This window comes from Caenispirillum salinarum AK4, from assembly GCF_000315795.1.
GTDB classification, from domain to species: Bacteria; Pseudomonadota; Alphaproteobacteria; order Rhodospirillales; family Rhodospirillaceae; genus Caenispirillum; species Caenispirillum salinarum.
The window spans coordinates 362954-389694 of the sequence record NZ_ANHY01000003.1 but is presented as its reverse complement, the minus strand read 5'-3'; the positions used below and the strand labels follow the sequence as shown (position 1 = coordinate 389694).

Genomic DNA, 26741 nt, shown 5'->3' with positions numbered 1-26741 from the left:
CTTGATAGCCTGGAGCTATCAGGCGGCCAATGCTCTGGCGATGGCGCGGGGCACGCCGGCCTCCGCCACCGCGCGGGCCAGGGCGCGGGCGACGGGCGGGGCCGGGTCGCGGTCGGGATGGACCAGCCCCACCACCTGCGCCACGTCGGGCGCCACCAGGGGCAGCGCAACAACGGACTCGTCGGCCGGCAGCACGGTCAGCAGAGGGCCCGGCACGACGCTGGCGTACGGGCCGAGGCGGGCGTTGGTCAGCAGGTTGATGACCGAGTTGGTCTCCAGCGCCGGGGCCACCGATCGGTCGGCCATGCGGAAGGCGGCGTCAACGATGCGGCGGTTCTGCATGTCGGGCGTCAGCAGGCACAGCGGGTGCGCCGCCGCCTCGGCCCAGGTCGCCTGCCCGCGCCCCACCACCGCCTCCCCCAGCACCGCCCGCCGGCCGAGCAGGTGGTAGCGTTCCGAGTACAGCGGCACCATGCGCACATCGGCCAGCGGCTCGTTTTCCAGATAGGTGATCGCGGCATCCAGTTCGAAGGCCGCCAGGCCCCGCTCGATGGCGCGCGAGGACAGCGACAGCACCCGCACCGGCGCAGCCGGATGGCGGGCGGAGAATGCCTCCACCAGATGCGCGACCACGGGCAGGGCGGTGGGAATGGCGCCCAGGCGCAGGGGCGCCATCAGTCCGCCCTGGCGCTGCGCCAGGTCCTGCTCCAGCGCCTCCTGCAGGGCGAGGATGCGGCGGGCGTGGTCCAGCACCGTCAGGCCTTCGGGCGTGAAGCCCTGGAAGGTCTGGCCGCGCTCCACGATGGGCACGCCCAGGTCCGCCTCAAGCTGGCGGATGGCGTTGGAGAGCGTGGGCTGCGAGACGTGGCAGGCCGCCGCCGCACGGCCGAAATGCCGTTCCCGCGCCAGCGCCCGAAGGTAGAGGTATCTGCGCAGGCTCATGAACGGCCCCGGGGCTCCCGCTGGTGAAAGCCAAATCCTATCATGATCCGACGCCGGAGGGCCGCCCCTTGATCGTCGGGCCGGCGCGCCAAATGTGGAGGGATCGCGTCCCGCGCAGGAGGTTCCCCCATGCTCCGGCTGTCCGCCGTCGCTGCCGCCCTCGCGCTGATCCTGCCGACGTCCGTTCCGGCGGCCGCCCAGGGCTTCGGCGTGGACGAGCCGCCCGCCGACCTGACGGTGCGCTTCGAAGAGGGGATGGGCCCCGACCTCTTCCACGTGGAGAACACCGGCACCTGCCTCGCCACGGTGATGTCGGTGACCATCGACCTAAGCAGCACCGTCGGCGGGCTGGTCTTCGACACCGAGGCGGGGGGCGGCGGGGCCAACGCGGCCTATCCCTTCATTCTGCGGGAGGGCGGCGAGAAGATCACCGGCGCCGCCGGCGGCGAGGACGGCGGACGCCTGCTGACGCTGGAGCTTTCCGGCCTGCGGCAGGGGGAGCGCGTCGTGTTCTCCATCGACGTGGACGACGCGCTGGAGGACAGCCCCTGGGGCCGCACCCGCATTGCCGGGCCGGAATTCGACGGCGGCGGCGTGCGCGCCACGCTGCGGGCGCCCGACGGGCGGGAGATGGAGCACGTCGGGCGGTTCGGCCCCGACGCCCGTGCCTACGTCAATCCACGCAGTTGCGCCGTCGGCTGAGCGGCGCCCCAAACGCCAGAAGGGGCGCCGCAGCGCCCCCTTCGACCGGATGCCGCCCGACTCGGCGCCCGGTCATCCCGCCGCCGCGTCGGCCTCTGTCGTCATGCCGCCGATGGCGTGGTAGGCGTTTTCCAGCATGGCGGCAGCCTGGTTGAAGTCCACCAGGCGGTCGGTGTTGACCACGATGTCGAAGTTGTGGGCGTCGGACGTGCGGACGTGGAACAGGTCCCACACGAACTTGCCGCGGTTGTGGTTGATCTCGCGCACCTTGTCCAGGGCGTCGTCATAGGACAGCCCCTCGGCGGCGGCGACGCGGCGGGTGCACATTTCCGGCGAGCCGGTGATGCGCACGCGCAGGGCCGTGGAGGTCGACAGCACCACGTGCGCCCCGCGCCCCAGCAGCACACCCCCGGCGCGGCCCAGGCTGAGGATCACGTCCACCAGATGACGCTTGTAGGTGTCGGGCGACAGGTCCTGCCCACTGAACAAGCGCGTCAGCCACATCTCGCGCACCCGGCCGATGCCTTCGTCGAGCTGGCGGACCGTCTGCGGGTCGGTGCCGATGCGCTGGGCGACCTTGTCGATCATCTCGCGGTCATAGACCTTGAGGTGCAGGCGCTGCGAAAGAAGCTGGGCGATCTCGTCCCCGCCCGACCCGTAATCGCGCGAAATGGCGATGGCCGGCAGGCGCTCCCGCGGCTTGTCTTCGTGGCCGGGCGCGCTTGTGGCGGCGAGCATGGCTTGGATGATGGCTTGGACGTCGGGCATGGCTGCCTCCTCACCTGGCGGTCGCGGGTTTGAACATCGCCCGTCGGCCGGACCAATTCCCTGCCATTCATCCTATCAGATTGCGGGTATCCCGGTAAGGGAAACCACGGGATATGACCGATCGAATGCGAGCACCATCAGTCCCTTACCGCCCGTTCCACCGCCCGGGCGTAGGCCGCCAGTCCGATGAGCGCGATAAGCGCGAGGCCGCCGATCACGACGTAGTTGACCACCGACTCGCGCCACTCGGCGTCGATGGCGCGGCGGTCGAACCGCACCACGGCATAGACGGGCCATTCCGGCAGGCGGCGCATCCAGCCGACCGAATCGGCCTCCCGGAAACCGCCGACGGAGGCACCGCGCTCGATCCGCTCCAGCAGCGGCGCGCTCACCACCTCGCCGGTGCGGGCTTCGGGCTCGCTGACCAGCACCCGGCCGTCGGCGGCGCGCACCAGCATGATGCTGGCGTTGTACGGCAGGTCGAAGGTTTCGAGGAAACTGGAGAAATAGGCCGTGTCCAGCGTCACCGACACGATCCCGCGGAAGGTGCCCGTCTCCGGCGTGGTCAGCGGGCGGGTCAGCAGGAAGGTGGGCTTGTTGGTGACCCGCCCGACGATGGGTTCGCTGATGAACGGCCCGACCCCGCCATTGGCGAAGTGGCGGAAGAAATCGCGGTCGCTCGCATTGGACGCCGGCGAGGGAAACCGCAGGCTGACCTGCCGCAATTCGCCGTCGGCGTTGTTCAGCCACACGGCCTCGACGTGCTCGAACCGCTCGGCGTCTGCGGCCATGCCGCGCCACAGGGCGGCGTCGGATGCAATGTCGGCCCAGGGCCGTCCCTGAACCCGCTCGGCCACGTCATCGAGCAGGAAATCGGCCGAGTCCATCAGGCGGCCGGTGTTCTCGGCCAGAAGCTGCGCGGCGGTGCGCGCCTGGGTGTGGGCGGCGGCGCGGGTGGTCTCGCGCACCTCCAGCACATGGCCGACGATGCCGGCGATGATGATCGCCACCGCTGCCATGGACAGCCACACCAGAACCGGCCCGACGGTCAGCGGCGTCGCGCCGCTGCCGCGTCCGCCCGGCAAGCCCTTGTCCGCGGCCTCGGGGCGCCCGACCTCCGACATACGTTCGTATCCTTGAAATTATCTTAGCGTATCCCAGCGTGACACAAGACCTTCCGCTATGCCACCACAGGAGTCCAAGGGATGACCCGCACCGGCCGGTTGGGGGCTATCCGTCCCAGGAGTCCCAATAGGGATTCGGCCCGAAGGCCTCGGCCAGGAAGTCGACGAAGGCGCGCACCTTGACCGAGAGGTGGCGGCCCGGCGGATAGACGGCGTAGATGTGGATGGGCTCGGCCTCCCAGTCCGGCAGCACGCGCACCAGCCGTCCGGCGGCCAGGTCGTCACCGACGATGAAGGTGGGCGTGATGATGACCCCCAGCCCCGCCACCGCCGCCGAACGCAGGGCGTCGCCGTTGTTCACCCGCAGGCGCCCGGACAGGCTGACGTCGGCGCGGCTGCCGTCGGCGTGCACCAGGGTCCAGATGTTGGCGGTGGCCTGCAGCGTGTAGAGCAGGGTGTCGTGACCGGTCAGTTCGGCCGGATGCATGGGCATACCGCGCCGCTCCACGTAGTCGGGGCTGGCGACGACAACCCGGCGGCAGGGCGCCAGTTTGCGGGCAATCATGGAACTGTCGGCCAGCCGTGCGATGCGCACGGCCACGTCGAAACCTTCCGCCACCATGTCCACCAGCCGGTCGTCGTAGGCGGCCTCCAGCGTCAGGTCGGGGTAGCGCTGCAGGAAGGGGCAGAGCACCGGCCCCAGATGCTTGATGCCGAAGCTCATGGGCGCCGAGACGCGCAGCAACCCGCGCGGGCTGGCGTGCAACTGGCTGACCGCCAGCTCCGCTTCCTCGGCCTCGGCCAGGATGCGCAGGGCGTGCTGGTGGAAGGCCTGCCCCGCCTCGGTCAGCGCCAGCCGGCGGGTGGTGCGGTTGAGCAGCCGCGCGCCCAGGCGCTCCTCCAGCCGCGAGACCTGCTTGCTGATGGCGGACTTGCTGACCCCCAGCCGCTCGGCGGCGGCGGAAAATCCCCCGCAGTCCACCACGGCTGCGAATGTCGCATAGCCCTCCAACGGATCGCCCACCATGGCCGCCTCCAATCGTTCACGCTCTGGAAACGATATTATTCCAGAGGCGCCCATTGTCCACGAAAACGCAATCCTTATCCTTGTAGGCACGGAAACACCGAGGCCGCGACGCCGGCCCGCACGGAATGAAGGAGTTCAGATCATGGCGAAGGTTCTCGTCCTCTACTACAGCACCTGGGGCCACATCGAGACCATGGCCGAAGCCATCGCCGAAGGCGTGCGCGCCGTGCCCGGCGCCGAAGTGGTCATCAAGCGCGTGCCCGAACTGATGCCCGAGGACATCCAGGAAAAGTTCAACGTCAAGACCGACCAGGCCGCGCCCTTCGCCACGCCCCAGGAACTGGCGGACTATGACGCCATCATCTTCGGCACGCCGACGCGCTTCGGCAACATGGCCGCCCAGATGCGCAACTTCCTGGACCAGACCGGCGGCCTGTGGGCCGAGGGCAAGCTGATCGGCAAGGTCGCCAGCGTCTTCACCTCCACCGGCACCGGCGCGGGCAACGAGACCACCATCACCAGCTTCCACAACACGCTGATCCACCACGGCATGGTCATCACCGGCGTGCCCTACAGCTGCACCGAACTGTCGAAGATCGACGAGGTGCGCGGCGGCGGTCCCTACGGCGCCGGCACCATGGCGGGCCCCGACGGCAGCCGCCAGCCGACGGAGCGCGAACTGGCCATCGCCCGTTTCCAGGGCCAGCACGTGACCGAGATCGCCGCCAAGCTGGCGGGATAATCGACGGGCGACGGACGACGGACGAGGGATGATGGAGGCGGCATCGGCGCCGCCTCCGTCCCGCGACACAGGAGACCATCATGGGCCTGCTCATCGACGGCCAGTGGCACGACCAGTGGTACGACACCAAGTCCACCGGCGGCCGCTTCAAGCGCCAGGAAAGCGCATTCCGCGACCGCATCGGCACCGACCGCTTTCCGGCCGAGGCCGGGCGGTATCACCTCTATGTCTCGCTGGCCTGTCCCTGGGCGCACCGCACCCTGATCTTCCGGGCGCTGAAGGGGCTTGAGGAGGCCATCAGCGTCTCCGTCGTCGATCCGCTCATGCTGGACAACGGCTGGGAGTTCGGCGAGGGCGGCGATCCGCTCTACGGCCTGTCCTACCTGCGCGAGATCTACACCAGGGCCGACCCGCACTACACCGGCCGCGTCACCGTTCCGGTGCTGTGGGACCGCGAGGGCGAGACCATCGTCAACAACGAAAGCGCCGAGCTGATCCGCATGCTCAACGCCGATTTCGGCGCCCTCGCCAGCGGCCCGGACTTCTATCCCGAGGCCTTGCGCGGCGAGATCGACGCGGTCAACGCCCGCGTCTACGACGCCATCAACAACGGCGTCTACAAGACCGGCTTCGCCACCACGCAGGAAGCGTACGAGGAAGCCTACGACGCCCTGTTCGCGGCGCTGGACTGGGTGGAGGAGCGCCTGTCCCGCCACCGCTACCTGGTGGGCGACACGATGACCGAGGCCGACTGGCGGCTGTTCACCACCCTGGTGCGGTTCGACCCGGTCTACGTCGGGCACTTCAAGTGCAACCGCAACCGCATCGCCGACTTCCCCAACATGCTGGGATACCTGCGCGAGCTGTACCAGGTGCCGGGCGTGGCCGGGACGGTGAGCTTCGACCACATCAAGCGGCACTACTACGCCAGCCACACCATGATCAACCCGACGGGCATCGTCCCCAAGGGGCCGGCCATGGACCTGACCCTGCCCCACGGACGCGGGTGAGGCCGGCAGACGTCAGCTCCCGTTCTGGCCGTCGGAGGCAGCTCCCTCTCCCGGGCGCTTGTTCGCGGCGACGACCGGACGGCCGGCGCAGCTTCTCACGACGTCGGCGGAGATTGTCCCGCCGACGGCGTCCTTGGCGGCGGTGACGCAGGCCGCGACGGCCGCCGCATACTCGGCCCGGCCCTTGAACTGCAGGTAGTAGTTCTGGCCTTCCGTAAGCTGCTGGGCCGCGACACCGGTGGCAAAGACCTTCCCGAGGGAGACGCCCAGCGTCTGCGCGCCCCCGGCGTCCACGTCGGAGTCGAAGGAGCTGTAGACCGACAGCGAGTCGTGCATGACCTGCTTCTTTTCGTCCGCCGTGGCGAGGGCCGCGCCGTCCACGTCCGATTCCGTATCGGCATCACCTTGCACAGGAACCAGAACGTCACGAACCGGCAAGGCTGTCTGGAAATCCCCGGGCGAGAAGCTCATCGCCATCCGGTTGGCGGGGGCGAGAGTCACGTCGCGCGGCGCCCCGTTTCGCGACCCCGGCCGCGTCGAATGGGTCGCGCCTCGAGCGGTCGCCGCCGCGCCCGGGCCTGGCCCGCCCGAATTTTGCCGGGCGTCCCCCTCATCTTCGCCCGTTTCCCCGCCCGTTGCCTTGGCGGCCGCCTCTTCCGTAAGCTGCATGTCGCCCGCCCACGAATCCGCGCTGCACGTCACCAGCCCCGGGCCCTGGGCGGCGGTGTAACACCCCCGAACCGGATAGATCGTGTCGCCGGCGGCATTCATGACCGTCACCGGCACCAGCGAGACGTCCTCGGCGCTGTAGCCCAACGTGAGGCCGACCGTTCCGGTGGCGCTGGGCGACGTGTCGAGGGACACGCCGTAGACGTCCCTCGACACGAAGATCAGCGGCTGCTCCTGATTGGGCGCGCAGGCCGACAGCGGCACGGCCGCCCCGGCCGCCAGCGCGAGCGCCAGCGTGCGCCGGAACGCTCGCATGATGGTCGTGGTCATGGCTGGTCTTCCCCCTTCGTCTTCCCGCCCCCCGGCGGTGTCCCGATCACGCAGTGGCCCGGCACGTCCTTCAGGCGCGCCAGAACCGTCTCAAGCTCGGCGCCGGAGCGCGGCCAGACCACCAGCCGGCAGCCCGGCGCCACGGCAGCCACGGTCTCGCGCCAGGCGCCGACACTCAGCGCCCCGGGCCGCGCAAGGACGCCCGCCCCAATGGCCTCGGCCACCACGGCATCGGCGCCGTCGCCCGGTTCCAGGCGCACCACCAGCACGCCCGGATGCCACTCCGTCGCCACGACGTCTCCCGCTGGCGCGGTCACCTCCACGACGGCGCAGCCGGCAAGCCATGCCGGCACGACCGCGAGGATGACGGCGCGCGGAAGGCGCCCGCACAACCCGGCTGCCGACATGACAGGCCTTCCTCCCCGGCTTCTCCGGCGCGAAGATTAGACCACAAACACGTAAAGGGATAGCAAAAACATATATTGTGGGTTGCGCACACAGGATAACGCGCGCGCCGACGACCAAAAAAGATGCCCGACCCGCTGGGGGCCGGGCACAAGGTTATGCTGAGATGCCGAAAGAGCCGAAAACGGCTCACTCCCGGCCGTCGGGCGCCTCATCGGACAACGACGGGCCGTCGGTGGTCACCTCGTCCCAGGTGCGTTCCAGGTCGATGACCGCCTGGTCGAAGGTTTCCTTTGCCGACTGCCAGCGCTCGGCGGTGGCGGACTCAAGCTCTGTCCAAGCGTCCTCCACCGCCCGCAGGGCCTCGGACACCTGCTGCTGTTCCTCGCTTTCCAGCGGCGGCGCGGCCTGAGGCTCCTCCGCCATGGCGGGCGGAGAAAGCACCGGCAGGGCCGCCAATGCGGCGATCAGGATCAGGCGATGGCCCATGTCGATCCTCCAGCAACGGGCGCCAGGCCCTGTCCCATGAGTTGCCCGGCGCGGGGATACACCACCAACGCCGGGCACGATAGCATGGGATGCCGCTGTCGCACCTTTGCCACAGGTGCGTCACGGCGGACACAGTCCTCCGTCAGCCCGACACGGCCTGCTGGTACTGGGTCTTCAGTTCCTGCAGTTCGCGTTCGAAGCTCTGGCGGGCGGACTCCCAGTTCTCGGCACTGGCGCGGCGGACGTCGCCCCAGGCTTCGCGGACGGTGGTCCACTGGCGGTTCACCTCGGTGCGGACGTCCTCGGAGACGTCGGCCTCCTGCCACTCGTTGGACATGCGCTCGTACCAGGAGGCCATCCGGCCGCCCAGGGTGGTGACGTGCATGTCGATGCGCTCCAGCGCGTCGGGCGCATCGGAGGGCACCTGCATGGCAGAGGCCTCCGCCTGGTCGCGGCGCTGGGTGGTCATTTCACCGTCGCCGCCCTGCTGCTCGGCGGTCAGGTTCAGGTCGCCGGCCTGCTCGACCTCCACGTCCGACGGCACGTCGGCGGCGGCGGACTGCGGGGCGGTCATGGCGGCGGACGTGTCGCCGAAGCTGTACGCCTCAAGCGCCGCCAGTTCATCGGCCGACATGCGGCTGGTGAACAGCACGTCCTCGGGACCGCGGCCGGTGCGCAGGCGGATCTGGTCGAAGGGCACGGCGACCTGCCGGTCGTAATCATCCAGTTGCACCACGACGGCGCGCACGGTGTTGTCGGCACCAAGGATGATGTCCTCGATCTCGCCCACCTCGTCACCGAAGCCGGACGTCAGGTCCTTGCCGATCATCCGGCTGGCGGGAAAGGCGAAGCTGGGATCGCCGCCGGCGATGCTTTCCTGCTCCGCCATTTCGTGTTCCATTTCGCCGGTGTTGATGTTGCGGATATCCTCAACCTCGTCCGGCTGGTTGGCGGCGGCCTTCTCGCCGTAGCTCTTGCCGTTGTCCGCCTGGCCCTGATCCTGCGCGGCGGCAAGGCCCGGCATGGCGGCCGCGAGCGGCATGGCGAGCGCACTCGCCATCAGCATGGCGCGGAACTTCATATGGCTCCTCCCCTTTGCATCGATGGATTTGCTTTGCGAACGTCCCGCGAGGAAGCCCGGTTTCCCGACAACCGCCCCGCGCGTTCCGGGCAAAGGAAGGGCGGCGCCTCCACCATGGAGACGCCGCCCGTCCAGTCGATCCGATATGCCGGGGCGATGCCTCAGCGGGCGGCGACCGCCACCACCTCCACCAGCCACTTCTTGCTGGCAAGCTGGGCCTGCACCGCGGCGCGGGCCGGCGGGTTGGTGCGGTCGATCCAGGCGTCCCACACCTTGTTGATGGACTCGAAGTCGCCCGCCATGTCGGTGACGTAGACGGTGGCCGACAGCAGCTTGGACTTGTCCGTGCCCGCCTTCTTGAGCAGGCGGTCGATGTTCGCCAGCACCTGCTCCATCTGGCCCTCGGCGGGAAGGGTTGCGTCGTCCGCCACCTGCCCGGCCAGATACACCGTGTCACCATGGATGACGACCTGGCTCATGCGCGGTCCGGGGTCGATGCGTTCAATGCTCACGAGCAATCCCTTTCTTGAAAATGTCCTGTGGGGGCACCGGCATGGCGCCCTTGCCGGCCAAGTCTGACGCCCCGCCGCCGCCGGGGCAAGGCCCGTGCCCCGTGCGGCGGCGCGGGCGCCGGGTGACCGTGCATCCGCATCAACGGGATCGCCGGGCGGACAGTTGCGCCGCGCCGGGGGCCGTGGCAGGCTCGCCGCTCCGCTTCGAGCCCTTGTCGCCACCACCGGACACGCCGCATGACCGCAGCCCCCGCTCCCGATGCAGTCGACCCCACGGACCGCTCCGCCTACCGCCACTGGACGACGGAGAAAATCCGTTTCAACGACCTGGACGCCCTGGGCCACCTGAACAACTGCGCCTTCGCCGTCTTCTGCGAAAGCGCCCGCGTCGAGGTGCTGAGCCAGGCCCGCGGCCAGAAGCTGGGCGGCGGCGGCGATATCGACTGGGTGATCGTCAACCTGAACATCGATTTCCGCGCCCAGGGCCACTATCCCGGCACCTGTGAGGTCGGATCGCGGGTGGTGCGCATCGGCACCAAGTCGGTGACGCTGGGCAACGGCCTGTTCGTCGGCGACACCTGCATCGCCACCGCCACCGCGACGGTGGTGCTGTCGGACCTGAAGGCCGGAAAGGCCCTGCCCCTGCCAGACGACATCCGCGCCTTCATGGAAAGCCTGATGAGCCCGGACAACGCCACCACGACGGAGGCCGGCGCATGAGCATCGTCATCGTCGCCGCGGAAAGCGGGGAAGTTCTCGATACCTACCGTGCCGTTCTGGCCGAGGCCCTGCCCGACCTGGACGTCTGGACCTGGCCCGACGTGCCCGACCCGGCCGCCGTGCGCTATGCCCTGGTGTGGCAGCCGGAGCCCGGCGTGCTCGGGCGGTTTCCCAACCTGGCGGGCATCTTCAACCTGGGCGCGGGCGTCGACGCCATCCTGCGCGACACCACGCTGCCCGCGGGCGTGCCGCTCATGCGCCTCGCCGATGCCGGCATGGGCGACCAGATGGTGGAGTACTGCCTCTACGGCGTGCTGCACTTCCACCGCGACATGGACCTCTACCGCCGCGACCAGTCGGCGGGAGGCTGGCACCCGCGCCCCTTCGTCGCGCCGGGCCAACGCCGGGTCGGCGTGCTGGGGCTGGGCGCCCTGGGCGCGCAGGTGGCGGACGCCTGCACGGCCTTCGGCTTCGACACCGCCGGATGGAGCCGCTCGCCCAAGGTTCTGCGCAACGTCCATGCCTTCGCGGGGGCAGAGCGGTTCGACGCATTCCTGGCGCGCACCGACATTCTGGTGAACCTGCTGCCGCTGACCGACGCGACGCGCGGCATCCTGAATGCCGACACGCTGGGCAAGCTGCCGCGCGGGGCCTGTCTCATCAACGCCGCACGCGGGGCCCATGTGGTGGAGGCCGACCTGCTGGCGGCGCTGGACGACGGCCACATCCGGGGCTGCCTGCTCGACGCCTTCGATCCCGAGCCCCTGGCGGCCGACCATCCCTTCCGCCACCACCCGGGGGTGCTGATCACGCCGCACATCGCCGCGCAGACCCTGCCGCGCGAGGCGTGCCAGCAGATCGTCAACAACATCAAGCGGCTGGAGGACGGTCGCGCGCCCTACAACGTGGTGGACCGCACCAGCGGATACTAGCGGCACCCGTCTACCGTTCGGGCAACCGGACGGGCGGAGCATTGGTTGACGGGGGAGAACCACCCCGCAACCACGCCAAAGGAAGGATGGATCATGACCCGCCGTCCGACCACCACGACCGCCACCGCCACCGCCGCCGCCCTCCTGCTGGGCGCCACCGCCCTGTCCGCGCCCGCCCTGGCCGCCGATCCCGGCGACTACGGCGTCCTGAACGAGGAGCCGGGGGTGGAGTTGGACACGCCGCTGCCGCGCAACGCCCCCATCACCGACACCACGCCCGAGGCCCCGACCAGCACCACCATCGACGTCGATGTGGGCGAGGCCCCGGAATACGAGGTGACGGTGGAGGACCCCGACGACATCCCCGATGTCGGCGATTACGGCGGCGCGCCGGACCTTGAGCCCAACGTCGACGGTTTCGCGCCGCCGCCGCCCTACGAAACCCAGATCGGCGAAAGCCCCTCGGACCTTCTGTCGGGCCGCGACGAGGACACGCTGCTGGGCCGCCCCGAAACCGGCGACGTACCCGAATTCGAGATCACCGATCCCGAGAGCGACCCGCTGGCGCCCGACGTGGACATGCAGGTGGAGTAAGCGTCTCTTGCCTGAGCGCCGGGCTGATCCTTCCCCGGCGCCTGCGCGCGGATGCCGGGCTTCTGGGTCCGCGGGCAGTCGCCCGCTTGCGCGCGCGCCCGGGCGGCTCCATGTCACGGCGATGGGATGGAGTTACGTCAGGTTTTCAGCCGTGCCGGGCTTCGTGTGCGCCCTCGTCATGACAGGGATCGCGCCGCCGGTGCAGGCTGCCGACGATTCCGCGACGGCGCGCCGGGCGCCGCCCATCTTCGATGTGATGAAAGGGCCGGGCACGGCACGGTCGCGCGCCACCATCCCGACCATCACGCCGCCCGACATTCCCCGGCCGGAACACGTCCGCCCGCCGGACGACAGCCCGCCGGGCGGCAAGCCGTGGCCGCCGACCCTGCGGGAGCGCATGGGCTTTCGGGACAAGACGGAACCACTGGTGCCGAAGCGAAAGCCGTGCATCCCCGGAATGCCGGACTGCCGGTGACGCCGCGCGGCGTCAGTCGAACAGCTTGTCGATCTCGTCCTGGCTGATGCCGCTGTTTTCCAGTTGCGGGCCGTTGAGCAGGCGCTTTTCGTCGTCGGTGCTCGTGTCCTGCTCGATGACGATGTTGGCGAAGGTGTCGCGGCCCCAGATTTCGATCATCCGCTCCACCCGGTCCTCCACGAACTTGAGCGTGTTGACCACCTTGGTGATGCGCTGGCCGGTGATGTCCTGGAAGTTGCAGGCCTCGAAGATGCCCATCACGCGCTCGGTGATTTCGTCGGCCTGATGGCGGATGTAGCTGTCCTGCTCCTGCGCCTGAATGGTCTGCGCCAGCTGGTCGATCTTCTCCGCCGCGTCCAGGATGGACTCGGTCGCGCCTTCGGTCGCGCCCACCACCTCGTCAAGCTCGCTCGCCACCGCCATCAGGCGGTCCTGCTCGGAGTCGTTGGTCCGCAGCTGGGCGATTTCCTGCTTGGTCTGGTTGATGCAGTTCGCCAGCGCGTGAATCTCCATCTTCAGGAGCTCCACTTCCTGGCGCTGCTTTTCCAGCGCCGACATTTCCTCGCTCTCGCGGGCGAGCTGTTCCTCGACCTTCTGCTGCTCAATCTCCGGGTCGCCCAGGCGCTCGCGGATGAAGGTGTCCAGCGCCTTGAAGTCGGCGCGCAGGGCTTCCAGTTCGTCCCGCGAGACGCCGCCCCCGCCGCCGGCGGCCGCATGACCCGGATCGACACCCGCATCGCGCAGGCGGCGCAGTTCGGCGGAAAACAGCTTTCTTGTCATCGTGTCACTCGCCTTGCCGACGCCGCGGCGCGGCCGTCGTCCTCTGATCGCGGCGGCCTGGCCGCCGTCTCCCCCTACGCGCTCAGCCGCGGCCGGACCCGCTGCCCGCCAGCGCCTGCTCCCAGCCGTCCTCCTCGTCCATCGAGGCGTCTTCGAGGCCGAAGTTCATGGACGCCATCAACTCTTCCGGCGTCAGCGTCAGACCCTCGACATAGGGCGTGTACTTGCGGTCCACGCCCAGGATGTGGCCGGTCAGCCAGTTCTTGAGGAACTCCATCACCTCGGCGTCGACGCTGCCGATGTCGCCGGCGTTGTACCGATCGACGATGGCGCGGACCTGGCCGGTCAGCTTGGCGTGCTCCTTCTTGTGCGGCTCCAGTTCGGGGTAGCCGCCCTTTTCCATCAGCAGCTCTTCGCGGCCGAAGTGGGTCTCGGTGTACTCGATGAGCACGTTGAGCACGCTGCCCACCGTGTCGGCGCCCGCGCCCGACGCCATGGCGTCATCCAACTGGTTGATGAGGCTGACGAGCAACTGGTGATCGGCGTCGATCATGTCGACCCCGACGCTGTAGGAGTCCTGCCAGGTAATCAGCGCCATGCGGCGATCTCCCTCCCCCGCCGGCGGTGCCGGGGGGTCTGCATGTTCGTGACTTTCGACCGGACCGCCCACGCCGGGCGCACCGCACCTCGTGGATACACCACCACGCAGGCGCCGGACAAGATGGTCGATCCGCCGGAAGTATAATGCGTATACGCTTTTTTGTCGCCATGTTAACTAGGGACCGTGCAGACTTCCGGCGTCACGGGTGGAGGCATCCTGCCCCGACCCGCGACCAAGGTGGGACCCGCCGCCCGAGGAGAAAGACCGGCGTGAAGGACGACGCCACCAGGACGAGCCACGACGACGCCCACGTCGCCGCACTGACGGACGTGCTGGAGGCCCTGCACGAGGGCGTCGCCCTGTTCGATCCGCAAGACCGCCTGCTGAGCATCAACGCCCGCGCCGCGCTCATGCTTTCGCCCGCCGCCGCGCACCTGGACGAGGGCGCGCCGCTGGCCGAGCTTCTGCGGGCGCTGAAGGCGCGCGGGGTTGTCGGCCTGCCCGACGGCGACAGCAGCAGCGGCGCCGCCGGCGACGGCGCGCACGAGATCACCTTCCCCGACGGCCGCGTCGCCGAAATGCGGCTGAGCCGCAGCGCCCGGTCCCTCCGGGCCCTGACCCTGCGCGACATCACCGACCTGCGCCAGCGCGAGGCGCGGCTGGTGGACAGCGAACGCCGCACGGCCTCGGCCCGCGCGCTCCTGGGCCAGGCCGTGGAAAGCATGACGGAAGGCTTCGTCATGTTCGACACCGAGGACCGGCTGGTCCTGTGCAACGGCCATTACCTGAGCCTGCTGGAAGGGATGGAGGATGTCGTGCGCCCCGGCATCCCCTTCGAGACGATCCTGCGCGAGGCGGTGGCGCGCGACCTGATCGTGTCCGCCCGCAGGGACCCCGAAGGCTGGGTCGCCTCGCGCTTGGCCGACCACCGGGCGCCCAGCCTCCCGCGTGAGGTGGAATACGCCGACGGCCGGTGCATGCTGGTGCGCGAAGCCCGCATGCCCGACGGCGGCGTGGTGGGCATCCAGTCGGACATCACGCTGCGCAAGCGCGCCCAGAAGGCCCTGGCCGATTCGGAATCGCGCTACCGCCAACTGGTGGAGATGGCGCCGGACCTGATCTGCGTCGTCATTGACGGGCGGATCAGCTTCATCAACTCCGCCGGCGCCATGCTCCTGGCCCTGCCCGAGGACGACATCGTCGGCCGCCGCTGGCTCGCCTTCCTGCACCGCGACAGCCGCGACGCCGCCGAGGCCATGCTGGCCGACGGGCTGACCGCCGAGGACTGGACGCCGCTGCGCCTCATGACGCCCGACGGCGCCGGGGCGGAGATCGAGGCCGCCGTCATGCCCTTCAACGACGGCAACCGCCAGGGCGCCATGCTGGTGGGCCGCGACGTGACCGAGGTGCGCCGCGCCGCCCGCGAACTGCGCGACCGCCAGAACCTGCTGGAAGGCATCATGCACACCGTCGTCGACGGCATCATCACCATCGACGACCGTGGCCGCATCGAAAGCTTCAACGCCGCCGCCGAGCGCATCTTCGGCTATACCGCCGACGAGGTGATCGGCCGCAACGTCTCGGTGCTGATGGACGCCGAGAACGCGGCCCGTCACGACGGCTACATGAACCACTACGCGCGCACGGGGCAGAAGCGCATCATCGGCATCGGCCGCGAGGAGAAAGGCCGCCGCAAGACCGGCGAGACCTTCCCCATCGAACTGGCCGTGACCGAACTGCAGGTCCACGGGCGGCGCCTGTTCACCGGCGTGGTGCGCGACATCTCCGAGCGCAAGGCCGCCGAGCGCGCCCTGCGCCTGTCGGAGGAGCGCTATGCGCTCGCCATCGCCGGCTCCAACGAAGCCATCTGGGACTGGGACATGACGACCGACCGTCTGTTCTTCAGCCCCCACATGCGCGAGGTGCTGGGCGTCGACCCGGAACTGGTGCGCCGCCCCTACGACTGGCGGGCGCTGATTCACCCCGAGGACCGCGCCGCCTATCACGAGGCGCTGGCCGAGCACGTAAAGGGCCGCACGGCCACCTTCAACGTGGAGTACCGGCTGGTGGGCACGGTGGACGGCCGCACCCGCTGGGTGCGGCATCGCGGCATGGCGATGCGCCGCGAGGACGGCGTCGCCTACCGCATGGCGGGCTCCATCGGCGACGTCAGCCAGCGGCGCGAGGCCGAGCGCGACCTGCGCCGGGCCAAGGACGAGGCAGAGCTTGCCAACCGCGCCAAGAGCGAGTTCCTCGCCAACATGAGCCACGAGTTGCGTACGCCGCTGAACGCCATCATCGGCTTTTCCGAGGTCATCGCGCACGAACTGTTCGGCCAGGTCTCGCCGCCGCAATACAAGGAATACGCCGCCAACATCGAGGAATCGGGCCGCCACCTGCTGGACGTCATCAACGACATCCTCGACGTCTCGCGCATCGAGGCCGGCCACATGACCCTGACGCCCGAACCGGTGGACGTGCGCGCGGTGATCGAAAGCGCGGCACGCCTCATCTCGCAGCGCGCCGAGACGGCCGGCCTGACGCTGGAGCAGACGGTGGACACGGTCCTGCCGCCGGTGACGGGCGAGCCGCGGCGGCTCAAGCAGATCCTGCTCAACCTGCTGGGCAACGCCGTCAAGTTCACACCCTCAGGCGGCTCGGTCCGCCTGGGTGCGCACCCGGTCCGCGACGACGTGGGCGGCCACTGGGTGGAGATCACGGTGGCCGACACCGGCATCGGCATGGCCGCCGAGGACATTCCCAAGGCCCTCAAGCCCTTCCACCAGATCGACAGCCGCCTGCAGCGCCGCTACGAGGGCACGGGCCTCGGCCTGCCGCTGACCCAGGCCTTCGTGGAGATGCACGGCGGCACGCTGGACATCGCCAGCACGCCGGGGGCGGGAACCACGGTGACGCTGCACCTGCCCGCCGCCTGACGGGCCGGACGACGGACGGCCGGCGCGGTCAGATCGGTAGCAGGCTGACGGCCAGTCCCGCCAGATAGAGGCCGAGCCCGAAGGACAAGTGCGCGAGCAGGCTGCGGACCCGCGTCATCCTCGGGTTCGGCGTCTTCGCTCCCGCCAGGCCCAGGCCGAAGGCCGGCTGCATGATGAAGAACGGAAACACCACCGTGCCGGCGCCGACGATCAGGGCGGGCGGCAGGGTGGGCGCGCGGACCCAGTCCGTCCCCCAGCCTGCAACCAGCACCGCCGCGAAGGCGATCCCGACGACGTAATGCGTGAACCAGCCCAGCGCGGCCTCCCCCGGCACGGGCTCCGCCGCCGCAATGGACACATGCCGGATGCGCCCGCGCGGAAAATGACCCACCCATCGCCCGACCAGCGCCAGGTTCAGCATGGGCAGGCGAAACAGCGCCTGCTGGAGAATGGCCCAGACGTCGGCGACAAGGGTGGCGCCGATGCCGATCAGTACGACGTCGACCAGGGTGCTCCACGGCGCCATCATGACAGATCCCCCGGGACGGACGCGGAAACGGTTGCGGAAGCGGCCGTGCAGGGTACGAACGGTGCGGGACGACATGCCATCGGCTGGGTCTCCTCTTGCTCTTCAGCGGATCTCGTTTAAGGCTACAAGTTCAAGTGAACTTGAGGTCAACCGTGAAAGAACTGGATATCGCCGAAGTCGCGCGGCTCTCCGGCATCCCCGCCTCGGCGCTGCGGTACTACGAGGAAAAGGGCCTGATCGCCTCCGTCGGGCGGCGCGGCCTGCGGCGCCTCTTCGACCCTGACGTTCTGGAGCATCTGTCGCTGATCTCGCTGGGACAGGCGGCGGGGTTCTCCCTGGAGGAACTCGCCGCCATGTTCGGCTCCGACGGCCGCCCCCGCATCGACCGGGGCGCCCTGGCCGCCAAGGCCGACGCCCTGGACCGGACGATCCGCCACCTCGCGGCCCTGCGCGACGGCCTGCGCCACGCCGCCGCCTGCCCCGAGGCGGACCATTTCGCCTGCCCGACGTTCCGGCGGCTCATGAAGGCCGCGGCCGGCCGGCGCAAGCAGAAAGGCGGGCGGTAGAACGCAGCGGCCTGTCCCGGTGTTGATGGAAGGAGCCCGCAGCCGAAACCAGGGACAGCCACCCATGGCCCAGACGCAGCCTTTCCGGTCCAGCGCCACGCATGACACCGTCGCGGCCGCCGAGCGCGACCGCCGCATCAAGCGGCTGCAGACGCTCGGCTACTGGCTGGACGACCGGTTCCGCGTCCCCGGCCTCGGGCTGCGCATCGGCCTGGACGGCATTCTGGGCTTTATCCCCGGCATCGGCGACACGGCAACGCTGGCGCTGTCGGCCTGGATCGTGGCCGAAGGCTGGCGGCTCGGAGTCCCGAAGCGCACGCTCGGCCGCATGGCCGCCGAGGTCGGGGCGGACTACGCCATCGGGCTCGTGCCGCTGGTCGGCGACCTGATCGACGTCGGCTTCAAGGCCAACCGCCGCAACGTGCGCCGGATCCTGCGGCATGTGGGGGCCGAGGTGGGACCCGAGGACCTGCCCTACGGGCGGATTCCCTGACCGTTTGAGAGCAACGGCGCCGCCGTCGCCCACCAGTCCGGGCGGGCCTCTGACAGGCGGGCGGCGCCGGCGCGGGCGGCGGCTTCCGTCTCGAACAGACCCCAGCAGGTGGCGCCGGAGCCGGACATGCGCGCCAGAAGACAGCCCTCCAGCGCCCCCAGGTCCACCAGCAGCGAGCCGATTTCCGGGGCCAGCGACACCGCCGCCTTGGTCAGGTCGTTGGCCCGCACCGACAGCGCCCGCGCCAGGGTTCGGGCATCCGCCGGAGCCTCGGTCAGCGGCGCCGGCAGGTTGAAGCGGCCGCGCCGGGCCTTGAAGACCGCCGGCGTCGACACCCCCACAAGCGGATTGGCAAGGACAAGCCACGCCGGCGGCAGGGCCGGTGCATCCTCCAGACGCTCGCCCACGCCCGAAACGTTGGCCGCCCGGCCGTGCAGGCAGACGGGCACGTCGGCGCCCAGGTCGAGGGCCAGGGCGAACAGGTCGGGACGTGGCAGGTCGACCGCCCACAGCCGCGAGAGCAGCCGCAGCGCCGCCGCCGCATCGGCCGAGCCGCCGCCGATGCCCGCCGCGACCGGCAGGCGCTTGTCCAGCGTCAGCGCGGCACCGGCCGTCACGCCGACCGCGTCCGCCAGGCGGCGGCCGGCCTTGAGGACGATGTTGTCCGCACCCGCGGGCAGCGCCGCAGCCAGCGAGTCGGAAAAGGGGCCGGTGACCGTCAGCGACAGGGCGTCGGCGGGTTCGGCCGTCAGCACGTCGCCGATGCCGGCGAAGGCCATCAGGCTGTCCAGCAGGTGGTAGCCGTCATCGCGCTTGGCCACAACATGCAGGGTCAGGTTCACCTTGGCCGGCGCGACCTCCGTCAGCGTCTGCGACATGCCGTGTTACTGCCCCGGCACCGACGCCGGATCGGCCGGCGGCAGGCCCTCGGCGATCTTGCGTTCAAGCTCTTCCGCCTGGCCCGGCTCCGTCGGCCCCATGTCGAGCGCCCGGCGCCACTGGAAGCGGGCCTCGTTGCGCCGGCCGACGCGCCAGTAGGCATCGCCCAGGTGATCGTTGATGGTGGGGTCGTTGGGCGACAGCTCCACCGCGCGCTCCAGGTGGCGCACGGCGTCGGTGTAGTTGCCCAGCAGGTAGTGGACCCAGCCCAGGCTGTCGACGATGTAGCCGTCGCGCGGGCGCTGGGCGACGGCCTCCTCGATCATCTCGCGGCCGCGCTCCAGGTTCTCGCCCCGGTCGATCCAGGAATAGCCCAGGTAGTTGAGCACGAAGGGCTGCCCCGGCTCCAGTTCCAGAGCCTTGAGAAAATCGTCTTCCGCCTGCTCCCAGCGACCGGCGCGCTCGTGGGTGATGCCGCGGCTGTAAAGCCAGGCCCAGTGCTCCGGCCCGATCTCGCCGGCGCGCTCCAGCGCCCGGTCGTAGGCCTCGGTGGCCTTGTCCCAGCGTTCGTTGCGGCGCAGGATGTCGCCCAGCACCACCAGCGGCTCGGCGCGGTCGGGGTGGGTTTCCGCCACCTGTTCCAGCAGCGCCTCAGCGCCGTCCAGGTCGCCCATGCGTTCGCGGTTGTCGGCCATGCGCAGGCGCGCGGTGTACCAGCCGATCTCGCCGGGTTCCACCAGGGCATAGGCCTGGTTGGCTTCCTCCAGCCGGTCCATGCGCGTCAGCACGTCGCCGATGAGCAGGTCCGACAGGTCGAGGTCCGGGTCCAGGTGCTCCGCCAGGCGGGCGAACACCAGCCCGGTGTCCAGGGCGTTGCCCTGGGTCAGCGTCGAGGCGGCGCCGTAGAAGGCTTCCGCCATGCCCTCGCGCGCCGTGCCGACGATGGGCTCCGCCGCGGCTCCGGCGCGCATGTCCTCCACCGCCGCGTTCAGCAGGCCCGAGGACGCCATCTGGGCGTTGTAGGCGTCGATCAGGTTGGTCGCGCGATCCTCCTGCCCGCTGCGGCGCAGCCAGGAAATCCCGGCCTGCATGGCGCGCAGCGAAAGGTCCGGCGCATCGTCCAGCAGCGTTTCGTAGTGGGTGGCGGCCTCCGCCTCCAGCCCGCCCACGTCGGCGATCAGCGCCGCGTGCAGGGCGTGCAGGTCGAGGAACTGCGGCTGCTGGGCCAACGGCTCCAGCGCCGCCAGGGCGTCCTCGGGCCGGTCCTGCGCGGCCAGCGTCCAGGCCCGCACCAGCGGCGCCATGAAGGAATTCAGGCCGCGCGGATCGGTGCGGGCGATGATTTCCTCCGCCGCCCGGGCGCGCCCGTCGGCCATGGCGGAAACCGCCAGGACCAGGGGCGCCACGCCGCTGTCGGGCTCAAGCTCCAGCGTGTGGCGGGCCAGCGGGACGGCGTCTTCCACCCGGCCCTCGGCGATCATGTAGAAGAAGGCCCGGCGCAGAAGGGTCGGGTTGTCGGGGTCGCCCTTCAGCGCCTGCCCGAAGTAGTCCGCGGCGGCGCGGGTGTCGCTCTCGCGCTGGGCCTGGCGCGCGGCCAGGTACTTGCCGGCGGCGGCCGGGCCGGGCGTCAGCGGCGCGGCCTCGCGCACCTTGCCCAGGCCCCAGGCCCGCAGGTCGAGCACGCGGCCCTCGCCGGGTTCGGTGGCCGCCGTGCGCGGCGCGGAAGCCTCCCCTTCCGCCCCGGCGCTCGCGCAGCCGGCGGCGGAAAGCGTCAACACCACGGCGAGCGCCGTGGAGCGGAGAAGGCGGTGCGGCAAAGGGCTGAAGGTCATGCAAATCCTTCAATCAGCAGTCGGCGAACCGGACCGCCCCGCGCCGGAGAGGCGGGGGCGGTCCGGCGGATCACCTTACATATTGGGATAGTTCGGCCCGTCACCACCCTGCGGCACCACCCAATTGATGTTCTGGGTGGGGTCCTTGATGTCGCAGGTCTTGCAGTGCACGCAGTTCTGCGCGTTGATCTGCAGCTTCCGGCCGCCCTGGTCCTCGTCCTCGACGTACTCGTAGACGCCGGCGGGGCAGTAGCGCTGCTCCGGCCCGTCGAACTCGGGCAGGTTGGTGCCGGTGGGGACCTTGTCGTCCTTCAGCGTCAGGTGGACGGGCTGGTCCTCGGCGTGGTTGGTGTTGGAGATGAACACCGAGGACAGCTTGTCGAAGCTGATGACGCCGTCGGGCTTGGGGTAGTCGATCTTCGGGCAGTCCTTGGCCTTCTTCAGCGCCGTGTGGTCGGCGTGGTTCTTGAAGGTCCAGGGCGCCTTGCCGCGGAACAGGTAGGTGTCCAGCGCCGAATAGGCCAGCGCGTACCACAGGCCCTTGTGGAAGGACGGGCGCACGTTGCGCACCTTGTACAGCTCGTCCCACACCCAGCTGTTCTTCACCGCGTCAGTGTAGCTGGTGACCTCCTTGGCCGGCTCGTCCTTGCCCAGTTCGGCGAAGATGCTGTCGGCAGCCAGCATGGCGGACTTCATGCAGGTGTGGGTGCCCTTGATCTTGGGCACGTTCAGAAAGCCGGCCGTGTCGCCCACCAGAACGCCGCCCGGGAAGGTCAGCTTGGGCAGGGACTGCACGCCGCCCTCGGTCAGCGCGCGGGCGCCGTAGGACACGCGGCGGCCGCCTTCCAGCAGGGTCTTGATGGCCGGGTGGTGCTTGAATCGCTGGAACTCGTCGAACGGCGACAGGTGCGGGTTCTGGTAGTCCAGGCCGACCACGAAGCCGATGGCGAGCTGGTTGTTGTCCAGGTGATAGATGAACGACCCGCCGTAGGTATGGCTGTCCAGCGGCCAGCCGATGGTGTGCACCACGCTGCCCGGCTTGGACTTCTCCGGCGCGATCTCCCACAGCTCCTTGATGCCGATGCCGTAGGTCTGTGGGTCGCAGTCCTTGCGCAGGTCGAACTTGTCGAACAGCGTCTTGGTCAGGTTGCCGCGGCAGCCCTCGGCGAAGATGGTGTACTTGGCGTGCAGTTCCACGCCCGGCTCGTAGGCGGCGGTCTTCTCGCCGGACTTGGAGACGCCCATGTCGCCGGTGGCGACACCCTTGACCGAGCCGTCCTCGTTATACAGCACCTCGGCGGCGGCGAAGCCGGGGTAGACCTCCACCTCCAGCGCCTCGGCCTGCTCACCCAGCCAGCGACAGACGTTGCCCAGCGACACGATGTAGTTGCCGTGGTTGTGCATCTGCGGCGGCGTCGGCAGCTTGGTCGCCTTGCCCTCGGTCAGGAAAAGGAAGCTGTCGTCCTTGGCCTCGACGGTCAGCGGCGCGCCCTTGTCCTTCCAGTCGGGGATCAGTTCGTCCAGCGCGCGGGTTTCGACGACGGCACCCGACAGAATGTGGGCGCCGACCTCGGACCCCTTCTCGATGACGCAGACGCTGCACTCCTTGTCGTTCTCCATCGCGAGCTGGCGCAGCCGAATCGCGGCCGAGAGGCCGGCAGGGCCGGCACCGACGACCACGACGTCGAATTCCATCGATTCCCGTTCCATCCTTCACTCCAAATTCGTGCGGCCCGCTCATGCGCGGATGAGGCTTCCCGTTCCCGTGGAACGCCTTATAGCACACAGCGTCCCACTGTATCCAACGATCGCGCGCATTGCGGCGGCGCCATCTGTATTCGCCCGCGCGGTCGTGGTATGCAAACGGCCATGACCGAGACCGCCCGCCCCGACGCCATGGACCTGGATCTCTCGCCCGAAGCCATTCTGCGCTGGTATGCCGACGCGGGCGTGGACGAGTGCATCCTGGACGCGCCCGTCGACCGCTTTCACCTGTCGGCCGAGCTTTTGGCCGAGGCGGAGGCGCGGCGCCGTCAGGCCCCCGCCGCCCGGCCCGAAAGCCCGGCGCCCGGCGGGCGGGCCGCGCCTGCGCGTCAGGCACCGCCGGCGCAGCGTCCGGCTTCGCCGCCGGTGGCGCGCGGCCCCGGGGATCGCGCCGGCGAGGACATCCGCTCCGCCGCCCGCATGGCCGCCGAGGCACAGACCCTGGAAGACCTGCGCGGCGCCGTGGAACGCTTCGAGAGCTGCCCGCTCAAGGTCACGGCCACCAACACGGTCTTCGCCGACGGCAACCCGGACGCCGACCTGATGATCATCGGCGAGGCGCCGGGCGCGGAGGAAGACCGGCAGGGCAAGCCGTTCGTCGGCGCCAGCGGTCAGTTGCTGGACCGCATGCTGGCCTCCATCGGTTTCGACCGGAGCACCTTCTACATCACCAACGTCATTCCGTGGCGCCCGCCCGGCAACCGCAAGCCGACGCCGCAGGAAGTGGGCATGTGCCTGCCCTTCATCCGCCGGCATGTGGAGCTGGCCGCGCCCAAGGCCATCCTCATGGTCGGCGGCCTGTCGGCGCAAAGCCTGTTGGACAGGACGGAAGGCATCACCCGCCTGCGCGGCCGGTGGTTCGAGTACGCCTCTCCCAACCTGCCGGCGGCCGTGCCGGCCATCGCGTCCTTCCACCCGGCCTACCTGCTGCGCAGCCCGCAGATGAAGAAACTGGCCTGGCGTGACCTGCTGCTGCTGCGCGAACGCCTGCGTGAGTTGGGCGCAGCACAGTAGTGATCACATCGATCAACCTCGACCCCATCCAGTATCGGGGTTGAGGCATTTTACTTCTTTCGATATAAGCTTCCGCCATGACTTGTGAAGACTTGCCGCACCTTCGCCGGCGCCGCCGCCTGACGGCGGGCGCCCTGGCCCTAAGCCTGATTGCCCCGGCCCTGTCCGCGCCGGCGGCGGCAGAAACGGCCATGGTGCCCGCACCGCATCCGCCGGCGGCGGAGAACGGGACCCCGCCCGCCGCAACGGAGGCCCGGCAGGCACCGACGGTGCTGGGCGAGGAGGACGTCGCCCTCTACCGCCGCATCTTCGCCCTGCAGGACGCCGGCGAGATGGCAAAGGCCGACGCGCTCATCAAGCAGGTCTCCGACGACATCCTCATGGGGCACGTGCTGTTCCAGCGCTACATGCACCCTACCGCGTGGCGCAGCACGTTCCCGCAGCTTCAGGGGTGGATGGCCGACTACGCCGACCACCCCGGCGCCGACCGCATCCATGCGCTCGCCCGTCAGCGCGGCAGCGGACCGCTGGAGCGCCCGCGCCTGTCCACCCCGCTGACCGGAGCCGGCGGGGCGGAGCATCACGCCTGGCTGCCGCGCGACGATTACCGCCACCTGGGCGCCCGCGACCGCAAGATCGCCATCGGCCTGTGGCGCGCCTTTCGCAAGTGGATCGGCCGGGGCGCGACGCTCAACGCCAAGCTGGTGGTCACCGACGACGACGCCATCCGCCTGCTGACCAAGCTGGACCACGACCGCATGCGCGCCGCGCTCGGCTATGCCTACTTCATCGACGGCATGGACGACCGCGCCATGAAATGGGCCACCATGGCCGTGGAAGGCTCGGGCGACCGCGCGCCGGAAGGCCTGTGGACCGCCGGCCTCGCCACCTGGCGGCAGGGCGACCTCGCGGCCTCGGCCAAGTGGTTCGAGCGCCTGGCCGGCTCGGACAGCGCCTCGCCCTGGCTGCGGGCGGCGGGCGCCTACTGGGCGGCGCGCGCCTACCTGCGCACGCGCCAGCCGGAAAAGGTGTCGGGGCTGCTGGCGACGGCGGCCGAGGCGCATCACACGTTCTACGGCCTGCTCGCCCGGCGGGCGCTCGGCCTGCCGCTGCCCTTCCGCTGGCGCGACGGACTTCTGGACCCCGAGGAGTTCGCCCGGCTGGATGCCGAGCCCGCCGGACGCCGCGCCATGGCGCTGGTGCAGGTGGGCCGGCGCGACCTGGCGGAGGCGGAACTGCGCCACCTCTATCCCGGCGCCGACCCGGACCTCGCCCATGCGGTGGAGGCCCTGGCCGACGTCGCCGCCCTGCCCTCGCTCGCCATGCGGCTCGGCTTCGTGCGCTCCCAGCGCTTTCCCGAGACGCTGACCGGCCCGCGGCTGGACATGGCTGCACGCTACCCGCTGGGCCCGTGGAAGCCCATGGACGGCTGGGTGGTGGACCGGGCGCTGGTCCATGCCTTCATCCGCCAGGAAAGCGGCTTCAATCCCGGCGCCCGCAGCTGGGCCGGCGCACGCGGGCTGATGCAGCTGATGCCGACCACCGCGCAACTCATGCGCCGCCATGCGGGCATTCCGGCCGAAGCGGGCTCCATCCACGATCCGGCGGTGAACCTGGCGCTGGGCCAGGCCTACATCGACCGCCTGATGGAAGAGCCCGAAGTGGGCAACAACCTCTTCTTCGTCGCCGTGTCCTACAACGCCGGGCCGGGCAACCTGATGAAGTGGAAGGCGCGCGAGCGCCACATGGACGATCCGCTGCTGTTCATCGAGGCCATCCCCAGCCGCCAGACCCGCGTGTTCGTCGAGCGCGTGCTGTCCAACTTCTGGATCTACCGCCACCGGCTCGGCCAACCCCTGCGGTCGCTGGATGCGGTGGTCGCGGGCGACTGGCCGCTCTATACTGCGGCCGACCGACAAGACCCTCAGACGGCAGAGGCAACGTATGTCCAAGATCACCGGTGACCGCCCCTTCGTCCCCGTCCGCATCGCGGTGCTGACGGTCTCCGACACCCGCTCCATGGAAGAGGACCGTTCCGGCCAGACGCTGGTCGATCGGCTTGAAGCCGATGGCCACACGCTGGCCGACCGCCAGATCGTCAAGGACGACATCGAGGCCATCCGCGCCGTCGTCTCGGGCTGGATCAACCGCGAGGACGTGGACTGCGTCATCGCCACCGGCGGCACGGGTGTGACCGGTCGCGACGTCACGCCGGAAGCCTTCGAGAGGCTGTACGAAAAGGCGATCCCCGGCTTCGGCGAACTGTTCCGCTGGCAGAGCTATCAGAAGATCGGCACCTCGACGATCCAGAGCCGCGCCACCGCCGGCGTCGCCCGCGGCACCTACCTGTTCGCGCTGCCCGGCTCCACCGGCGCCTGCAAGGACGCCTGGGACGGAATCCTGCACCAGCAGCTGGACAGCCGCTTCCGCCCCTGCAACTTCGTGGAACTGATGCCGCGCCTGCAGGAGCACCTGAAGGATACCCGCGGCGTGCTCTGACCGCCGTTATCCGGCGCCGCCAGGGGCCTGGCGGTGCCGCCCGTCCCGGGACCGGTCCCGCCGGCCGTCGATGTCGCGCCAGTCCTTGTGGTGCTCGTGGTGGTGGCGGGCGAAGCTGACGACGCCCGAGCCGGTCGACCCGATCCACATGCCGCTCGCGCCCACGATGAACAGCCACGTGCCGATGGTCTTGGTGCTTTCCCACAGGAACAGCACCGAGCCGACGACGAAGCACGTGTTGCCAATGAAGCCCAGCGTCAGGTGAACCCATTCATACTTGCGCAGAAGCTGGCGTAGGGGATGCACGGCGTTTCTCCGGGACCGGT

The 26741-nt window shown here is 69.8% G+C and carries 29 protein-coding genes; 13 read left to right on the top strand and 16 right to left on the bottom strand.

Going from position 1 to position 26741, the window contains the following annotated elements; translation table 11 throughout:
• Positions 1–18: 18 nt before the first annotated feature.
• The gene (locus C882_RS03305; protein ID WP_009539124.1) at positions 19–942 is read right to left on the bottom strand and encodes a LysR family transcriptional regulator; all 924 of its coding nucleotides are present in this window, start codon (positions 940–942) and stop codon (positions 19–21) included.
• 129 nt (positions 943–1071) lie between these two features.
• Between C882_RS03305 and C882_RS22895 the strand changes: the two genes are divergently transcribed.
• Complete coding sequence (locus C882_RS22895; protein WP_009539123.1) at positions 1072–1644, top strand: hypothetical protein; 573 nt, start codon at positions 1072–1074, stop codon at positions 1642–1644.
• 72 nt (positions 1645–1716) lie between these two features.
• Here C882_RS22895 and C882_RS03295 read toward each other — a convergent pair whose 3' ends face one another.
• From C882_RS03295 to C882_RS03285, 3 genes are all read right to left on the bottom strand, one after another.
• Positions 1717–2412 (bottom strand): cytidylate kinase-like family protein, encoded by a 696-nt coding sequence (locus C882_RS03295; RefSeq protein WP_009539122.1) that lies wholly within the window; start codon positions 2410–2412, stop codon positions 1717–1719.
• A 137-nt stretch (positions 2413–2549) separates the two neighbouring features.
• On the bottom strand, positions 2550–3536 hold the full coding sequence (locus C882_RS03290; protein WP_009539121.1) for a PDC sensor domain-containing protein: 987 nt from the start codon (positions 3534–3536) through the stop codon (positions 2550–2552).
• A gap of 106 nt (positions 3537–3642) precedes the next feature.
• A complete protein-coding gene (locus tag C882_RS03285; RefSeq protein WP_009539120.1) occupies positions 3643–4563 on the bottom strand; it encodes a LysR family transcriptional regulator in 921 nt (306 codons plus the stop codon).
• 142 nt (positions 4564–4705) lie between these two features.
• Between C882_RS03285 and wrbA the strand changes: the two genes are divergently transcribed.
• Both wrbA and C882_RS03275 read left to right on the top strand, forming a co-directional pair.
• Entirely contained in the window at positions 4706–5305 is a 600-nt protein-coding gene (wrbA, locus tag C882_RS03280) for an NAD(P)H:quinone oxidoreductase (protein WP_009539119.1), read from the top strand.
• Positions 5306–5385: 80 nt separating this feature from the next.
• A complete protein-coding gene (locus C882_RS03275; RefSeq protein WP_009539118.1) occupies positions 5386–6315 on the top strand; it encodes a glutathione S-transferase family protein in 930 nt (309 codons plus the stop codon).
• Positions 6316–6327: 12 nt separating this feature from the next.
• On the opposite strand, the gene C882_RS03270 is transcribed toward C882_RS03275, so the two are convergent.
• The 5 genes from C882_RS03270 to C882_RS03250 form a co-directional block, all read right to left on the bottom strand.
• Positions 6328–7314 carry a hypothetical protein gene (locus tag C882_RS03270; protein ID WP_009539117.1) on the bottom strand — a complete coding sequence of 329 codons (987 nt, stop codon included), beginning with the start codon at positions 7312–7314 and terminating at the stop codon, positions 6328–6330.
• Complete coding sequence (locus C882_RS03265) at positions 7311–7721, bottom strand: hypothetical protein (RefSeq protein WP_009539116.1); 411 nt, start codon at positions 7719–7721, stop codon at positions 7311–7313. The genes C882_RS03270 and C882_RS03265 overlap by 4 nt, the downstream gene beginning before the upstream one ends.
• A gap of 187 nt (positions 7722–7908) precedes the next feature.
• Entirely contained in the window at positions 7909–8208 is a 300-nt protein-coding gene (locus C882_RS24895) for a hypothetical protein (RefSeq protein WP_009539115.1), read from the bottom strand.
• Between the two features lie 142 nt (positions 8209–8350).
• Complete coding sequence (locus C882_RS03255; protein ID WP_009539114.1) at positions 8351–9289, bottom strand: PRC-barrel domain-containing protein; 939 nt, start codon at positions 9287–9289, stop codon at positions 8351–8353.
• A 161-nt stretch (positions 9290–9450) separates the two neighbouring features.
• On the bottom strand, positions 9451–9801 hold the full coding sequence (locus tag C882_RS03250) for a RidA family protein (protein ID WP_009539113.1): 351 nt from the start codon (positions 9799–9801) through the stop codon (positions 9451–9453).
• A 237-nt stretch (positions 9802–10038) separates the two neighbouring features.
• Between C882_RS03250 and C882_RS03245 the strand changes: the two genes are divergently transcribed.
• From C882_RS03245 to C882_RS03230, 4 genes are all read left to right on the top strand, one after another.
• Positions 10039–10521, top strand: a complete 483-nt coding sequence (locus C882_RS03245) for an acyl-CoA thioesterase (protein WP_009539112.1) — start codon at positions 10039–10041, stop codon at positions 10519–10521.
• Positions 10518–11453 carry a 2-hydroxyacid dehydrogenase gene (locus C882_RS03240; RefSeq protein WP_009539111.1) on the top strand — a complete coding sequence of 312 codons (936 nt, stop codon included), beginning with the start codon at positions 10518–10520 and terminating at the stop codon, positions 11451–11453. Before C882_RS03245 ends, C882_RS03240 begins: the two co-directional genes overlap by 4 nt.
• 93 nt (positions 11454–11546) lie before the next feature.
• Positions 11547–12047: a hypothetical protein gene (locus C882_RS24890; RefSeq protein WP_009539110.1), complete on the top strand. Its 501-nt coding sequence runs from the start codon at positions 11547–11549 to the stop codon at positions 12045–12047.
• Between the two features lie 178 nt (positions 12048–12225).
• Positions 12226–12522 (top strand): hypothetical protein, encoded by a 297-nt coding sequence (locus tag C882_RS03230; protein WP_152415171.1) that lies wholly within the window; start codon positions 12226–12228, stop codon positions 12520–12522.
• A 12-nt stretch (positions 12523–12534) separates the two neighbouring features.
• Here C882_RS03230 and C882_RS03225 read toward each other — a convergent pair whose 3' ends face one another.
• Complete coding sequence (locus tag C882_RS03225) at positions 12535–13302, bottom strand: protein phosphatase CheZ (protein ID WP_009539108.1); 768 nt, start codon at positions 13300–13302, stop codon at positions 12535–12537.
• 82 nt (positions 13303–13384) lie between these two features.
• Positions 13385–13900, bottom strand: a complete 516-nt coding sequence (locus tag C882_RS03220) for a bacteriohemerythrin (RefSeq protein WP_009539107.1) — start codon at positions 13898–13900, stop codon at positions 13385–13387.
• A gap of 272 nt (positions 13901–14172) precedes the next feature.
• Here C882_RS03220 and C882_RS03215 point away from each other — a divergent pair, with 272 nt between their 5' ends.
• Positions 14173–16839, top strand: coding sequence for a PAS domain S-box protein (locus C882_RS03215; RefSeq protein ID WP_009539105.1), 2667 nt, complete (start codon positions 14173–14175; stop codon positions 16837–16839).
• Between the two features lie 28 nt (positions 16840–16867).
• On the opposite strand, the gene C882_RS03210 is transcribed toward C882_RS03215, so the two are convergent.
• Positions 16868–17443 carry a DUF2938 domain-containing protein gene (locus tag C882_RS03210; protein ID WP_201448327.1) on the bottom strand — a complete coding sequence of 192 codons (576 nt, stop codon included), beginning with the start codon at positions 17441–17443 and terminating at the stop codon, positions 16868–16870.
• Positions 17444–17520: 77 nt separating this feature from the next.
• Between C882_RS03210 and C882_RS03205 the strand changes: the two genes are divergently transcribed.
• Both C882_RS03205 and C882_RS03200 read left to right on the top strand, forming a co-directional pair.
• The gene (locus tag C882_RS03205; RefSeq protein WP_009539103.1) at positions 17521–17934 is read left to right on the top strand and encodes a helix-turn-helix domain-containing protein; all 414 of its coding nucleotides are present in this window, start codon (positions 17521–17523) and stop codon (positions 17932–17934) included.
• Positions 17935–17998: 64 nt separating this feature from the next.
• On the top strand, positions 17999–18427 hold the full coding sequence (locus tag C882_RS03200; RefSeq protein WP_009539102.1) for a DUF4112 domain-containing protein: 429 nt from the start codon (positions 17999–18001) through the stop codon (positions 18425–18427).
• Here C882_RS03200 and C882_RS03195 read toward each other — a convergent pair.
• From C882_RS03195 to C882_RS03185, 3 genes are all read right to left on the bottom strand, one after another.
• Positions 18409–19305 carry a 4-(cytidine 5'-diphospho)-2-C-methyl-D-erythritol kinase gene (locus C882_RS03195; RefSeq protein ID WP_009539101.1) on the bottom strand — a complete coding sequence of 299 codons (897 nt, stop codon included), beginning with the start codon at positions 19303–19305 and terminating at the stop codon, positions 18409–18411. The two genes, C882_RS03200 and C882_RS03195, sit on opposite strands and share 19 nt — an antisense overlap.
• A gap of 6 nt (positions 19306–19311) precedes the next feature.
• Entirely contained in the window at positions 19312–21138 is a 1827-nt protein-coding gene (locus tag C882_RS03190; RefSeq protein ID WP_009539100.1) for a tetratricopeptide repeat protein, read from the bottom strand.
• A 75-nt stretch (positions 21139–21213) separates the two neighbouring features.
• On the bottom strand, positions 21214–22848 hold the full coding sequence (locus C882_RS03185; RefSeq protein WP_009539099.1) for an electron transfer flavoprotein-ubiquinone oxidoreductase: 1635 nt from the start codon (positions 22846–22848) through the stop codon (positions 21214–21216).
• 159 nt (positions 22849–23007) lie between these two features.
• Here C882_RS03185 and C882_RS03180 point away from each other — a divergent pair, with 159 nt between their 5' ends.
• The 3 genes from C882_RS03180 (at position 23008) to moaB (ending at position 26415) form a co-directional block, all read left to right on the top strand.
• On the top strand, positions 23008–23916 hold the full coding sequence (locus C882_RS03180) for a uracil-DNA glycosylase (RefSeq protein WP_009539098.1): 909 nt from the start codon (positions 23008–23010) through the stop codon (positions 23914–23916).
• Positions 23917–24008: 92 nt separating this feature from the next.
• Positions 24009–25880: a lytic transglycosylase domain-containing protein gene (locus tag C882_RS03175; protein WP_009539097.1), complete on the top strand. Its 1872-nt coding sequence runs from the start codon at positions 24009–24011 to the stop codon at positions 25878–25880.
• Positions 25861–26415: a molybdenum cofactor biosynthesis protein B gene (moaB, locus tag C882_RS03170; RefSeq protein WP_009539096.1), complete on the top strand. Its 555-nt coding sequence runs from the start codon at positions 25861–25863 to the stop codon at positions 26413–26415. The genes C882_RS03175 and moaB overlap by 20 nt, the downstream gene beginning before the upstream one ends.
• Before the next feature lie 6 nt (positions 26416–26421).
• Here moaB and C882_RS03165 read toward each other — a convergent pair whose 3' ends face one another.
• On the bottom strand, positions 26422–26721 hold the full coding sequence (locus C882_RS03165) for a YrhK family protein (protein WP_009539095.1): 300 nt from the start codon (positions 26719–26721) through the stop codon (positions 26422–26424).
• Positions 26722–26741: the final 20 nt, after the last annotated feature.